Genomic DNA, 15,506 nt, shown 5'->3' on the forward strand with positions numbered 1-15,506 from the left:
ATGAATAACAAATGGTATCAGAGCGCACCATGTAAAGGAATCCTGATCGTACTGGAGCATATTTTAGCGGTGGTGATGATCACATGTCTGGTTTTTACATTCAGTTATCCGGGCGATAATCTGGCAGGAATCCTGTTTGAAAAGCCACATAAGAAGTATGATCAGTCAAAAGGGTTTACCGACAAGCTGATGAGTGCTGCAAATGATATTACGGCTGCGGAAGGATACGACAGCAATTTTGAAACAGAAGGAAAATATGATGAAAACAGAATTGTAGATCTGAAAGAATATGATTCAGATCGTAAGATTTCAAATGAAAATGTAAATGGGCTTGCATACCGTCTTGGTGATCTTGTGAATTACTGGGAAAACGATCAGGAGATGTACTACGCAGACGGGACCAAGATGGCAGATGGAGACAATGATGATGAGATCATCGTCTGCCAGAAGGATGACGGAACCTACCATTATTACTATGAAAAAGAATTTCGTCGGGAATTTAAAAACGGGAACCTTCAGTTTGGTAATATGGATGAGGCAAAAGATGAATATTCACTGGAAAGCACCGGAGAAGTGATCGATTCTCTGATCAATGACTGGATCGAGAACTCCGCAAGTATTTACCGCAATATTCTGGACAGTGAAAATCGCCAGGTCTACACAAAGTGCTGGCGGTATGACGGAGAAAAAGTTTCCGAAAACTGTGCACCGGTGGGCGCGAAGAATCTTCTGGAAGTTGTGAACAAGGATTCCAGATGGAACGGCAAGTTAAGTGATGCGATGTCCATGCTTGGAAATACTGTGGACAGTGTACGGGATGAATTTTTGACGTGGCAGTATGTAACGGAAGAATATAAAGAAGGTAATACCAATCTTGCATATATGATTGTAGATCTGGACAATAAAAAAGTTTATACCAACCGTCTTGCATATCAGAGATTTGATGAATGGGAAAAGAATCTGGAAAGTATGAAAAAGCTGGGAGTATATGCGGTTGCCACACCAAAGCTTACTGAGTACCAGAGTGATATTGATATGGACGGATCACAGTGGAAATCACTGATCGGTGGCAATATGTGGATGGATAATTACGAATGCGTGTTCGCGGTAGATACTTCCTATCCAATCCAGGATGACTTTTATCAGGAGAGCAAGATTTATCAGGAGTATGCACCGCAGGTAAGATTTACCTTCTGGATTGCGATTGCAACCGGATTTGCAATGCTTGTAATTCTGGCATGGCTGACAATTGTTGCAGGCAGATCAAACCGGGAAGAAGGCATTGTGTTAAATCGGGTCGATAAAATGAAGACAGAAATCTTTATTCTTTTGTTGGCTGCAGTTATGGTGATATGTATTTATGGGGAAATCAGTTTAAGTTACAGTCTGCTGAACGGAGTCTGGTTTAGCGGAGATGGTTTCAATGGCACATCGGTACTGATTTTTGCAGGGATTGTTGCGGTAAGCGTTTGCATGACAGGACTTACTTTCTGGCTTGGAATGGTAAGAAGGATCAAGGCAAAGACTTTGTGGAAGAACAGTATTTTATGTCTGATCATCAAATACGTCCGGATTGGGATCCGGCATCTGGGGGAGGTCTGGAAAGCTGCGATTTTGTTTGGAGTACTGGTTGTAGTTCACTGGATCGCGATCGCTATGTGGGAGCCGGGAATCTGGCTGTTCGTAATGCTTGCGGCAGAGGCGGGGGCATTTTTCTGCCTGATGCGCAGAGCCATCGGAAGAGCGCGGATCATCAAAGGGGTAAAAGCAATCGCAGACGGTCAGGTTGATTATCAGATTCCGTTAAATGGACTCAAAGGCGGACAGCTTGAAGCAGCAGTCAGCATCAATAAGATCGGAGATGGACTGGACCGGGCGGTAGAAGAGAGCGTAAAAAATGAACGCCTCAAAACGGATCTGATCACAAATGTATCCCATGATATCAAAACGCCGCTTACATCAATCATTAATTATGTGGACCTTTTAAAGAGAGAGGATTTTGAGGATCCGAAGATCCGGAATTATCTTCAGGTTCTGGAAGAAAAAGCATATCGTCTGAAGACACTTACCGAGGATGTGGTAGAAGCTTCCAAGGTAAGCAGTGGCAATATCAGCCTGGAAATGATGAATCTTAATCTGGTTGAGCTGGTTAACCAGACCAGTGCAGAGTTTGAAGAAAAATTTGAGGCAAGGAATCTGAAAATGATCATGAATCTTCCAACCGAACCGGCAACAATCTATGCAGACGGCAGACGAATGTGGAGAGTTCTTGCAAATGTATTTAACAATGTGGCAAAATATGCAATGGAGGGAAGCCGTGTATACGTGGATCTGGTTCAGACAGGTGAGGAAGTACAGCTTACGATCAAGAATGTATCAGAGCAGCCGCTGAATATTTCGGCAGATGAACTGACAGAAAGATTTATCCGCGGAGATGTATCCAGAAGCACGGAAGGAAGCGGGCTTGGTCTTTCGATTGCACAGAATCTGACAAAGCTTCAAGGGGGAAAATTCGAGTTATATCTCGACGGAGATCTGTTCAAGGTACTGATCCGTTTCCCGGTTCCAAAAGAAACGGAAGATGTCTATCAGGAAGTCGAACAGTAACAGGTAAATATGGGGCGTAAGGGAAATTTCCCTTGCGCTCTATTTTATTTCGCTTTACAATAAAAACTGGATTCGTACATATAACCTAAAATGTAAGGGGAAATTAAAATGGAATCATTGAATAATATCTTAAAAAAGAGTTTAAATAAAGAATTTTTATCAGCAATAATCAGCAATCCACGTGAAAAAGACGGAATTGTAAAGATTAAGATCCGCCCTGTGGAGCATAAAGACAATATTTTGTACCAGTGCGAAGAACACCGGAACAACCAGGTATTTCACCACAATCTGAATGAAGAAGAAGCAGCAGGATATATTGAAAATGCCATGCAGGAATTCAAACAGATGCAGATGGAGACCAGGAAATTCCGCTATCAGGTTCTGGTCAGCAAAAAAGGGAAAATGACGATTCAGAGACGGCTTCAGACCGGGAGGTTCAAAGAGATTGATCTGTCACACAACCGGAAGAAGCATTATATCCTGGAGGAAGGAAAAGCAGTTCCATTTTTACAGGATCTGGGAGTTATGACAAAAGAAGGGGAAATCGTGCGGACAAAGTTTGATAAGTTCCGCCAGATCAACCGTTTTCTGGAGTTTATCGAGGATGTTCTTCCGGAGCTCCCGAAGGACAGGGAAGTAACGATTCTGGATTTTGGATGCGGTAAATCCTATCTGACATTTGCAATTTATTATTATTTGCATGAGTTAAAAGGTTATGATATCCGGATCATCGGACTGGATCTGAAGACGGATGTCATTTATGCATGCAACCAGCTTGCAAAAAAATATGGCTATAGAAAATTGAAGTTTATGGAAGGAAATATTGCAGATTATACCGGCTCTGATGAAGTGGATATGGTCGTGACGCTGCATGCCTGCGATACCGCTACCGATTTTGCACTTGCAAAAGCAGTTGGCTGGAAAGCGAAGGTCATTCTTTCGGTTCCGTGCTGTCAGCATGAAGTGAACCGTCAGATTGCAAATGAAACACTTGCACCGCTGTTTTCTTACGGACTGATCAAAGAGCGAATGGCAGCTCTTGTCACGGATGCTATGCGTGCAGAATATCTCAAGAGGGAGGGATATGACACACAGATCCTGGAGTTTATCGATATGGAGCATACACCGAAGAATATTTTGATACGGGCCATTTACACGGGAAATAAAGGGAAAAATGCAGAGGCAATCCGCACATGTGAAGAAATGCTTCACATCGATCCAATGCTGGGGAGATTATTGGATCAGCAGAATGAAGAGGGAGAAAAAGGAGTATAAATTTAGCAGATTAAGATAAAGGGGACTATAATTACAATGTTTAAAAAGATAGCAATAAAGACAGGGGTACTGACTACTGTATTTATTCTTGCAGTTATCGTATCCAGTTATGTGACGAACAGAGGCAACACTGATATGAGTGCAGATATGGGAGGTGCGACACTGCCAAGAATATCCTTTATGACAGAAGGATATGAAGTGAACTCACTGCCGGGATATAAAAGCGATATGACGCTTACTTCAATGCGTGATACACTGACACTCGTTACAAATAACCAGCTGGATATGAACATTGCAAAATATGATAACCAGATCCAGAAGGTTTACTGGCAGGTATATACACTGAATGGGAAAAAATGTATTCAGGAGGGAACCATTAAAGATGTTCAGGATACAGTAACTTTAAATTTCAAGAATACGAAGATCCTGAAAGAAGAGAGGATTTTGAAAGTAACCTTGTACCTGGATAATCAAAATATTTATTTTTATACCAGGATCAAGAATTCGGCAGATTGCAACTATAAGAAAAGCCTGGATTTCGCAAATGATTTCCACAATGCGGCACTCGAAAATCAGGGTGATAAGGTCGAAAGCTATTTGGAAACAGATTCCAGTGAGGACAGCTCCACCTATCAGGAGGTTACACTTGCATCGACACAGTCACAGGTGACATGGGGTTCGCTTGCACCGCAGGTATCGGGAAATGTATACTGGGAAATTAAGGAATGCAATGAGAATTACACATCACTTGTCCTCAAATACCAGGTAAAGTGCACCGGGGATACTGATTATGCTGATCGGCTTTACAGTGTAAAGGAATTCTTCCGGATCCGCACCGGGGAAGATGCACAACAGTATCTGCTTGATTATGATCGCACGATGAATCAGAGATTTGATGGTAAGACAACTGCGCTGAACCAGAAAGGTGTTCTTGTTGGGATTGCGCCGACGGACCTGGAGTATGAGACTAATACAGATGGAACCATTGTAGCATTTATAGAGGATAACCAGCTCTGGAATTATGATAAAAAAGAGGATGAAATGTCACTGGTATTCGGCTTCGCAGATGCGGAAAACATGGATGTGCGTACATTATGCGACCTGCATGATATCCGCCTGATTTCAGTAGATGAAAAAGGCAATACCACATTTACTGTAGTGGGTTATATGAATCGCGGTGTACATGAAGGGCAGGTAGGTGTAGCAGTCTATTATTTTGACGCAGAAAAAAATTCCGTTACGGAAAAAGCATTTGTCCCTAGCGAAGACGGATATTATCTGATGAAAGAGGATCTGGGTAAATTTGTATATTACAGCAATTCTGATGAAAATCTTTATGTAATGATAGATGGTACATTGTATCTTGTGAATCTGAAGGACAACACCAGAGAGGTGCTGGTGAAAGATCTGGAGGAAGGGCAGTATCAGGTTTCACCAGACGGACATCTGCTTGCTTACCAGAGTGAGGGCGGAAAGATCAATGAGTCGCAGAAGATTATCGTGCTGAATCTGAAGACGGGCAAATCCTTTGATATTACATCCGAAGGAGACGAATATGTCAAACCGATCGGATTTATCCGGAATGATTTTGCCTATGGCACGCTGCGTGGAAGCGATGCAGGAACCAATATATCCGGACAGAGTGTGTACCCGATGTATAAAGTGGATATCATCACGCAGAAACAGGAGATAGCCAAGACCTATGAGGTACAGGATTTTTACATTCTGGATGGCTATGTGGCAGACAATATGATGACACTTAATCGGGTAAACAGAAATGAGAATACCTATATTTCGACAACGGCAGATTATATTACCAACAATCAGGAGAAGGAAGAGAGTAATATCACAGTTGAGACCTACAATGATGATCTGCGGGGAACTCTGGTTCGTCTTACTTATGAAAATGGGATCAAAGACAGCAAAGCAAAAATTTTAAAACCAAAGCAGGTATTGTTTGATAAACCGATGGTTGTCAGCTTTGATAAACCGAAGGTAAAGAATCAGTATTATGTATATGCACTTGGCAGTCTGCAGGGGGTGTATGAAAAAGCATCTTATGCGATCCAGGAAGCGGAGAAGATAAAAGGTGTGGTCATTTCTTCATCACAGGAATATGTATGGGAGTCCGGAAATACGCCGGATATTTATGAAGTAAATAATATGGATGAGTTCCGGACAGGAGAAGGTGAGAGTACACTTGCAGCGTGCCTGAACCGGATCCTGAAGCTAGAAGGCGCAGAAGATATAAATGCATCAACAGAGCTGGAAAACGGAAAGTCGCCGGCAGAAATCCTGACAGAAGCAACCGGTGGAGAAGGGTTTGATCTGACCGGATGTACACCGGAAGAAATCCGCTATACGATCAGCCATGAGACACCGGTGATCGCAATGCTCAGTGTGGATCACGCGGTACTGGTCATCGGATACACGGATGCGAAGTATGCTTATCTGGATCCGGCAGACGGAGAACGTCATTCGGCTACGCCTGAAGAGATGGCGCAAATGGTAAGCGGCAGCGGAAATGTATTTTTTGGTTATGTAAAATAAATTTGGAGGACGCAAATGAGAGACGAGAAATATTTAGAACTTCTGGCAGAAAAGTACCCGACAGAGCAGGCTGTGTGCCGGGAGATCATCAACCTGAAGGCAATCTTAAGTCTGCCGAAGGGAACCGAGCATTTCATGAGTGACCTGCACGGAGAATATGAAGCATTTTGTCATATATTAAATAACTGCTCCGGTGTGATCCGGGAAAAAGTAGATCTGTTGTTTGAAGATACTTTATCAGATCTGGACCGGGAAGAAATCTGTACGCTGATCTATTATCCAGTTGAAAAGCTTGCAATGATAAAAAAGGAAGGAAAAAATAATGAAGAGTGGTATCGTGCGATCTTAGGAGAACTAATCGATATCGCAAGATTATTTTCATCCAAATACACCCGCTCAAAAGTAAGAAAAGCGATGCCGAAGGAATATGCCTATATTCTGGATGAACTGATCCATGTACAGAAGGATGAAGATGATAATCAGCTGGTGTATCACCGCAATATCCTGAATACGCTCCTTGAACTACAGAATGCAGATGAATTTATCGAGGTGCTTGCCGGATTGATTAAACGGCTGGCAGTCGATCATCTACATATTGTCGGAGATATTTTTGACAGAGGTCCTTGTGCAGACCGGATCATGGATTTGCTTACGACTTATCACTCCATTGATATTGAATGGGGAAATCATGATATCCTGTGGATGGGGGCAGCGGCAGGAAGCAGAGCCTGCATCGCAACAGTTATCCGTAACAATCTGAAATATGATAATATGAAGATCATGGAGAATAGCTATGGGATCAGTCTGCGAAATCTGACCTTATTTGCAGAAAAGATATACCCGCAGATCGATCCGATGGAAGCGGCACTGAAAGCAATTTCTGTACTTCTTTTTAAGCTGGAAGGCCAGGTGATCCTGCGTAATCCGGATTACAAGATGGAAGATAAATTGCTGCTTCATAAAGTGGATGTGAAACGTCAGGTTGTTGAAATTGGCGGAAAAGAATATAAGATCAAGAAGGAAGAATTTCCAACTGTAAGTTTTTCAGCTGAAAGTGTGGAAGAAGTCTATCAGCTGACCGAAGAGGAAGAAAATGTAATGGAAGGTCTTCAGATGGCTTTTGTGAACAGTATCCGTCTGCGACAGCATATAGATTTCCTGTATAAAAAAGGAAGTATGTACCGGATCTTCAACGATAATCTTCTGTATCACGGCTGTGTGCCGCTGGATGAGAGCGGAAACTTTGACGGCGTTGTATTTGGGAAGAGATGCTATCGAGGAAGAGAATATCTGGACTATGCAGAGCATGTTGCCAGAAGAGCCTGGTCGAAGGAGGCGAAAGAAAAAGACAGAGACTTTATGTGGTATCTGTGGTGCGGAAGAAAGTCTCCACTTTCCGGAAGAAATACGAAAACCTTTGAGCGTACTTATGTGCTGGATGAGTCGACATGGTATGAAGAATCAAATCCATATTATAAATTTTACGAAGAAGAAAAGGTCTGCAATATGATTCTGCATGAGTTTGGCCTTTATTCCGAGCGTGCTCATATCATTAATGGGCATACACCGGTCAGAACTTCAAAAGGAGAGCATCCGGTCCGTGCGAATGGAAAATTAATGGTCATTGATGGAGGTTTCTGCAAGAGCTACCATAAGACTACCGGAATTGCCGGGTATACACTGATCTTCAATTCCCATGGTATCCGGATCAAATCCCACCAGCCTTTCCTGAGTGTGTATGCGGCACTTACGGAAAACAAGGATATCGAGTCAAAATCAGAACTGGTCGAGACCGAAAAAGAACGTTTGATGGTGCGGGATACAGATAGCGGAAAGAAGATCAAGGAGGATATTGAGGCACTTAAAATGCTGCTCCGTGCATACCGTGAAGGGGAGTTGGAATAGAGTGAAAAAGATTTTTGCATGCGCTTTATGTGTTGTCATGACAGTTAGTTTATGCAGCTGTGCAGGATGCCGGAAAAAGGAAGAAACAAAAGCGAAAGAGAAAGAAACCATTGAATTATGGCATTACTGGGATATACCGGATAATCAGAGACATCTGGAAGAGCTGGTAGAGCAGTTTAATAAGATGCAGGAGGATATTGAGATAGAAGTATCTTATATTCCGGATGAAGATTTTAAAAAACAGCTTGCCCTGGCGATGTCGGAAGAAAAGATGCCGGATATTGCCGTAGTGGACTCCTCGGACTTTCAATTTCTACATCATATGAAAGCGTTTGCTGATCTTACAGATGCTATTCCGGAATTAAAGGAATATAACGAAAAAGCATTGGAACCATGTACGATAGATGGAAGAATTTATGGGCAGCCTTTTGGTGTGAACTGTACAGGGATGTTCTATAATAAAAAACTCCTGGAAGAAAATGGATGCGAAGTTCCGGAAAGCTGGGAAGAATTTCAAGAGACAGCGGCGAAGATCAGCAATGAAGATGTAAAAGGGTTTGCGATCACTGCTTTACAGACAGAAGAAAGTATGTATGAATTTCTGCCGATCTTATGGTCAATGGGAGGGGACGTGTATAGAATTGCAGAAGAAAACAGTAAAAAGGCATTTCTTCTGCTGGATCAGATGGAAAAAGAAGGAAGTCTGAGTCTGCAGAGCATTTCTCTTACCATGGGAGATCTGACAAATCAGTTTCTAAAAGGAAAAATTGGGATCATGTTCAATTCCTCTATGGCGATTGACAGTATCAGGGAAGGAAACCCGGATCTGGAATTCGGTGTTGCACCGATTCCGGGAGGAGAGACATCGGTTTCGGTAGCCGGAGGAGAAATTCTGGCAGTAGCGGAGAATGAAAAGAAAGAGTATGCAATCCGTTTTTTAAAGTTTCTGGCAGATAAAGACCGAATGAAAGAATATATTGATGCATTTGGTTTTCTTGCACCGCGTCAGGATATTATGGAACAACAATTTGCCGAAGATCCGGAAAAGAGAACATTTATAAAAATGTATAAGGCTGCCGGGATTCGTGAGATTTCTCCGGAATGGCCACGGATTTCCCTGACACTTTCCGATACTCTGAGACAGATACTGGTGGAGGAAGAGGATCCGCAGACAATATTGAATAAAAGTGCAGAAAAGATAGAGAAAATCGGAGCAGAGAAATGAAAAAGAAAAATCTGAGACAAATTCTGATTCCTGCATTTATTATTACGGCATGCATTCCGATCACTATTTTTACAGTGATATCGCAGGCACGTCTGAAAAAAAGCACCCTTGATAATATGAACAATCAGGCAGAGGCAGATCTTCAGAAGTCAAATCAGTGTCTGAATATGACATTGGATAAGTATGAGACGATTCTGTATGATATCACTACGGCTGAAGACTTTTTAAATCTTGCGGTTACCGCGAAAGAATCTGCTGATATTATGGAGACAGATGCCTATAATATGCGAAGTGAATTTTCACATATCTGTAACAGAAATCAGGGTGTGGACGGGATTCAGCTGGTATTGGCAGATAGAAAAAGAATCTTTTATGACAGGCTTTCTTCTTCTTCGGTGAACAGTTCCTGGATTGAAAAGGTTGCAGTTCCGGAGACAGAAGAGATGCTGTCTTATACGATGGATCAAGAGAATGAAAATCCGGAAAGGATGTTTCATATCAGCCGTAAGGTAGTAAATTACTGGGATATCAGTGAAGATCTGGGAGAAGTGATTCTGTCAGTTGATGCAGATGAACTGAGTTCCGTGCTGGATGTTGGAAAAGGATCGGAAATATATCTGATAGATGACGGAAGGATCGTCGGAGCGGAAAATGAAAAATTACTGGGCAGGACGGAAGATGTTTTAGAGACGAAAAGGGTCAGTCAAAAATCCATTACAAATACCCGGAGCGGCTGGAAAATCGTATTGTGCCAGTCGCTGAGTGAATATCAGAGAGCAATCAGAGAACAGATCGTATTCTGGCTGCTGCTGGCAGTGGCAGTGTTGCTTGTTTTTGTATTTCTGATCTATAAAGTTACAGAACCGGTCATGGTATCGGTAAATGAGATTGTAGATGCGATGAAAAATCTGGAGAAAGATAATTTCAGGGAGAAGCTTGCAATCAAAGAAAATGACAGTATAGAAATACAGAAGATATCGGAAGGCTTCAATGATATGACTGAACGGATCTATCATTTGATCGGTCAGGTGAAACAATCTGCATTGGAGCAGAAGAATGCAGAAATCTCAGCGTTGGAGGCACAGATCGATCCTCATTTTCTATATAATATCCTGGATACCATCAACTGGAAAGCCATTGAAAATGAGCAGTATGAAATCAGTGAGATGTTAGTGGCGCTTGCCGAAATCCTGCGTTATGCCATTAATGATGCAGGGGAACTGACAACGATCGAAGCGGAAAAGGTATGGCTGGAAAAGTATATTCTTCTGCAGCAGGAAAAATTAGGAGAAAAAATCGAGCTGATATTTAAAATACCGGAGGAATTGAAAACTTATAAAATTCATAAAATGCTGCTTCAGCCTTTTGTGGAAAATGCGATCAAGTACAGTTTTCGCGGATGTAAGGGCGAACACCGGCTTACCATCGAAGCTGCGAAGGCAGAAGAACAATTACATCTAATCATTGTAAATAATGGGCAGTGTATTGAGAAAGTCAGATTAAAAGAACTCAATGAAGGAACGAAGATAAAGAATCATCTCGGAATTTCCAATGTGAGAAAGCGGTTGGAACTCTATTACGGAGAAGATACAGCAGTTTATTTTGAAAATATTCTTTCGGGTGGCGTGAAAGTACATTTATTTATTCCGATATAGGGAGGAAATGACGATGCGGATAGCAGTCATTGAAGACGAGAGACCGATTCGTGAGGGGCTTGTACATATTTTGAATAAAATCAGTCCGGAATACCAGGTGGTAGGAAGCGCGGAAAATGGGCGAGAAGGTTTAATTCTTCTTGAAGAACAGGATCCGGATCTGATCCTGCTTGATATCCAGATGCCGGATATGAACGGTCTGCAGATGTTAAAAGAAGCAAGAGAAAGAGGAAGTATGACTAAGGTTGTGATTCTTACGGCATACTCTGACTTTGATTATGCAAAAAAGGCAATTGCACTCGGAATAGAAAATTATCTGCTAAAGCCGGTTAATCTTACGGAACTGAAGAACACCCTTTCTAAAATCAAGGAAGAGATATTCGTAGAACAGAGAGGGAAAAATTCTCTTTCACTTGAAACGGTCATAAAAGATGCGTTAGAAGGCGAGTATGAAGAGGATTCTAGGTTAGAGGAGATGCTTTTGGAGAAATATGGTTTCTCCGGCAGAAAACAAATTTACTGTATGTATCTTTTTATGGGAAAGTATTATGATTCCGAACAAAAAGAAGCAGAGCTTTTTTTAGAAGAATTCCGGGAACATAATCCGGACAAAAAAATGTGCTGGTTATGGAGAGAGAAGAGGCAGTCTGTTTTTATCTGTTTTTATGATGTGAAAGCAAAAAAAAATTTTATACAGTATTTGAAGCAATCGGTAGTACCGGCTTTTTCTATGAGAATCCATGATCATGGGGCATTTGCGGGAAAAGAGTGTCAAGGGCTGGGAGAACTGGCGGAGATTGAAAATGCGCTGACCGAAGCATGCGGATGGCATTTAATACTTGGCAACCGGGTATTGATCAAGTGCAAAAAAATCGCGCAACTGAGGACAAAGCGTTTTACTTATCCGGCAGATCTGGAGAATCAGGCAAGGAGTGCGGTAATCCATCTGGATTATCCTGCGTTTACCCGGTGCTTTCAGCAATTTATGGAGGCAGGATTACGTGAAGTCCACAGCCCGCAGGAAATCAGAGAGGTTTGTATCCGTTTTGCTTACGCTGTGATCAATACTGCAAAAGAGTGTGGAACATTACGGGATGAAGATCTGCTTGTCCAAAAAATATTACATACGATTTTAAATGCTGTTTTCTGGGAAGAAATCATGGATGCAATGCTGGAATTATTTGTCTGCATAGAAAATGATGAAAAAAAACAGACTTCGGCAGAGCTTCTGGTACAGAAAGCTCTTTCTATTATTAAAGAATGCTACAGTGACGGAATCAATCTGGAGGAAACAGCCAGGAGACTGCATGTTACCGAACAGTATCTGGGTACACAGTTAAAAAAAGAAACAGGCTCTTCTTTTACGGAGATCATAAGGCGATATAAAATCGCACATGTAAAACAATTACTTCTGGATACGGAATTAAAGTTGAATCAGATTGCTTCAATGGCAGGTTTTTCGGATCCCAAGTACATGAGTAAGGTGTTTAAACAGGAAGTAGGGATGCTTCCGAACGAATATCGGAGGATGAATACATAATCAGTTTGTAAAATTCCTCTTTTTATAAAAAATTTCTCCTTTTTAAAAATCTGAATTTGCTATAGTAGGTTCAGAAATTGAGAAGAGGAGGAAGTAAGATGGAAGCAGTCGAAAAAATTTCCGTCGGAGTAATTAAAGAAAAAACAAAAAGTAAAGCAGTCAAAAAAGAAGCAGAAGGTATGCGGGTTTCCACCAGAGAAAAAGTCTGTTACGGAGTTGGTGATATCGGAGCAAACCTTGTGTGGACAACGGTAGCTTCATTCCTGACGATTTACTGTACAGATGTGGCAGGAATTGCAGCAGGAGTAGTCGGAACCCTGATGCTGATCGCAAGATTGTTTGATGGAGTATCCGATCTTTTTATGGGTGTTATTATCGATAAGACAAATACCAGATGGGGAAAGGCTCGTCCGTGGGTATTATGGAGTGCACCTCCGCTTGTTGTCAGTCTGATTATGATTTTTACAGTTCCGAATATCGGAGCAAACGGAAAAGCAATTTATATGCTGCTTGTATATATTTTCCTTGCAGCAGTTTGTTTTACTGCATCAAATCTTTCTTACAATACCATGCTTTCGCTGGTAACAACCGAGCAGCATGACCGAAATGTAATGAATACAATCCGGTTTGAATTTACAATGATCGCACAGCTGGTAATCAATGTGATTACGATTCCGCTGGTACATTTCCTTGGAAACGGCCAGAAGGGCTGGACCTGCATGAGTATTATTTATGCGATCGTAGCACTTGGAATGTTTATTACAACATTTGCCGGAACAAAAGAAAGATATAAACCGATCAAACCGGAAGTGACTGAAAAGAAGAAAAAACATCCGATTAAGACTATTAAAATTCTTTGCAGCAATAAATACTTTATTCTGATCACATTAGCATTTGCAATTATTTATACATCACTCGGACTTACCGGTGGATCAAGAATTTATTATGCAAAATATGTACTTGGCAATGAGATGATCAACAGTACAATGACATTATTTAACTATATCCCAACGATCCTTACGATCATGCTGATCCCTATTTTTGCAAAAAAATTTGGAAAGATCAAAGCATTATTTGTGGGCTTCCTGTTCTATGGAGCAGGACTTATTCTTGAAATTGCAGGACCGGTCAATCTTCCGATGATTTATGGAGGACTGGTTTTACAGGGAATTGGTCATGCGGCATTGTATTCCTGCCTGTTCGCAATTGTTGGAGACGTAGTGGATTACAGTGAATGGAAAGACGGAATCCGAGAAGAAGGACTTACTTACAGTGTAACCAGCTTTGGACAGAAAATCGGAACAGGTCTTGGGACAGCAGCACTTGGATGGATCCTTGCGGCAGGAAATTATAATGGAACGGCAGCTGTTCAGCCGGACAGTGCGATCTTTGCAATTAAGAGTCTGTTCTTATATCTGCCACTGGCTATCACAGTCGTTGTTTTAATCATCTGGTATTTATTTATGGGAATCGATAAGGTATATCCGACAGTCAGAAAAGAACTGGATGAACGTAGAAAAAACGCAAAACAGAATTAGAAATATAAGATAAATAGTAATAGTAAAAGGATCGGATGGCAGTTCGCCATCCGGTCCTTTTTGTAATAGAAAATTATTTTGTCATAACGACAGCGCCATCATCCGTAATGCGGACCATGTATTCTATCTGAGCAGAAAGTCCGTCATCTTCGGTATAAACCGTCCAGTCATTGTCTTCATCAACAAAGAATTCCGGACTGCCTTCGTTGATCATTGGTTCGATGGTAAAGATCATACCCGGAACCAGAAGCATTTCGCTTCCCTTTGGTGTAACATAGCTTACCCAAGGTTCTTCGTGGAATTCAAGACCAACACCATGTCCGCCGATTTCCTCTACAACAGAATAGCCATTTGCTTTTGCATGTGAATTGATCGCATCTGCAATGTCTCCGAGATGGTTCCATGGTTTTGCCTGCGCAAGTCCAAGTTCGACACATTCCTGCGTGACACGAACCAGTTTTTCGGCACGTTCGCTGACCTTGCCGATCATAAACATACGGGATGCATCTGAGAAATATCCGTCCAGAATGGTAGATACATCCACATTGATGATATCGCCTTCTTCCAGAATAATATTTTCATCCGGAATACCATGGCAGATCTCGTTGTTAATAGAAGTACACACACTCTTTGGGAATCCCTGATAATTAAGCGGTGCCGGGATTCCGCCGTGTTCGGTTGTATAGTCATAAACTAATTTATCAATTTCGGCTGTACTCATGCCTGCGTGGATATGGGCAGCTACATGATCAAGTACGGCAGTATTGAGATCTGCACTTTTCTGGATTCCTTCAATCTGAGGAATGGTCTTGAGCATATCTCTTGTCGGAACGATTTCTCCTTTATCTGCATGATATGCGATCTTTTCTTCGATCATAAGATGGCATTTTTTGTATTTTTTTCCGCTGCCACACCAGCACAATTCATTTCTTTCCATGAGAATACCTGACTTTCTTTTATAAATTTTTACGTGCAGAGTCTGATGTGATCACAAAAAATCAGATGTATGCCTGCACTAACTGTTTCACTTCTATAATATATCCATTCCGGAACAAAAAGTCAATCTGTGCTGTGCATTTCGCCAGATGTGATTCAAAATGACAGACCAGGATGCGGTATGTATCGGTTTTGAAGCAGAACTATTGCTTGTATAGGACTCGGGAATCGGTTATAATACAAAGGGATTATAACTGAAAATAACAGACTGATCT

Annotated in this window: 9 protein-coding genes; 8 read left to right on the forward strand and 1 reads right to left on the reverse strand. The window is 41.6% G+C overall.

Annotated elements, in window-relative coordinates:
* The 8 genes from PGZ10_RS11105 (at window position 1) to PGZ10_RS11140 (ending at window position 14,295) form a co-directional block, all read left to right on the forward strand.
* Entirely contained in the window at window positions 1-2,607 is a 2,607-nt protein-coding gene (locus PGZ10_RS11105; protein WP_270541456.1) for a histidine kinase dimerization/phospho-acceptor domain-containing protein, read from the forward strand.
* A 108-nt stretch (window positions 2,608-2,715) separates the two neighbouring features.
* On the forward strand, window positions 2,716-3,882 hold the full coding sequence (locus PGZ10_RS11110) for a class I SAM-dependent methyltransferase (RefSeq protein ID WP_270541457.1): 1,167 nt from the start codon (window positions 2,716-2,718) through the stop codon (window positions 3,880-3,882).
* Between the two features lie 36 nt (window positions 3,883-3,918).
* Complete coding sequence (locus PGZ10_RS11115) at window positions 3,919-6,432, forward strand: hypothetical protein (protein ID WP_270541458.1); 2,514 nt, start codon at window positions 3,919-3,921, stop codon at window positions 6,430-6,432.
* Between the two features lie 15 nt (window positions 6,433-6,447).
* Window positions 6,448-8,337, forward strand: coding sequence for a fructose-1,6-bisphosphatase (locus PGZ10_RS11120; RefSeq protein ID WP_270541459.1), 1,890 nt, complete (start codon window positions 6,448-6,450; stop codon window positions 8,335-8,337).
* Window position 8,338: 1 nt separating this feature from the next.
* The gene (locus PGZ10_RS11125; RefSeq protein ID WP_243000058.1) at window positions 8,339-9,562 is read left to right on the forward strand and encodes an ABC transporter substrate-binding protein; all 1,224 of its coding nucleotides are present in this window, start codon (window positions 8,339-8,341) and stop codon (window positions 9,560-9,562) included.
* The gene (locus tag PGZ10_RS11130; protein ID WP_270541460.1) at window positions 9,559-11,217 is read left to right on the forward strand and encodes a sensor histidine kinase; all 1,659 of its coding nucleotides are present in this window, start codon (window positions 9,559-9,561) and stop codon (window positions 11,215-11,217) included. The genes PGZ10_RS11125 and PGZ10_RS11130 overlap by 4 nt, the downstream gene beginning before the upstream one ends.
* Window positions 11,218-11,230: 13 nt before the next feature.
* A complete protein-coding gene (locus tag PGZ10_RS11135; protein ID WP_182420325.1) occupies window positions 11,231-12,757 on the forward strand; it encodes a response regulator in 1,527 nt (508 codons plus the stop codon).
* A gap of 98 nt (window positions 12,758-12,855) precedes the next feature.
* The gene (locus PGZ10_RS11140; protein WP_270541461.1) at window positions 12,856-14,295 is read left to right on the forward strand and encodes an MFS transporter; all 1,440 of its coding nucleotides are present in this window, start codon (window positions 12,856-12,858) and stop codon (window positions 14,293-14,295) included.
* A gap of 73 nt (window positions 14,296-14,368) precedes the next feature.
* Here PGZ10_RS11140 and PGZ10_RS11145 read toward each other — a convergent pair whose 3' ends face one another.
* A complete protein-coding gene (locus PGZ10_RS11145) occupies window positions 14,369-15,232 on the reverse strand; it encodes a methionyl aminopeptidase (protein ID WP_270541463.1) in 864 nt (287 codons plus the stop codon).
* Between the last annotated feature and the right edge of the window lie 274 nt (window positions 15,233-15,506).

Source organism: Coprococcus sp. AF102-57 (assembly GCF_027686195.1).
Lineage (GTDB): Bacteria > Bacillota > Clostridia > Lachnospirales > Lachnospiraceae > Allocoprococcus > Allocoprococcus comes.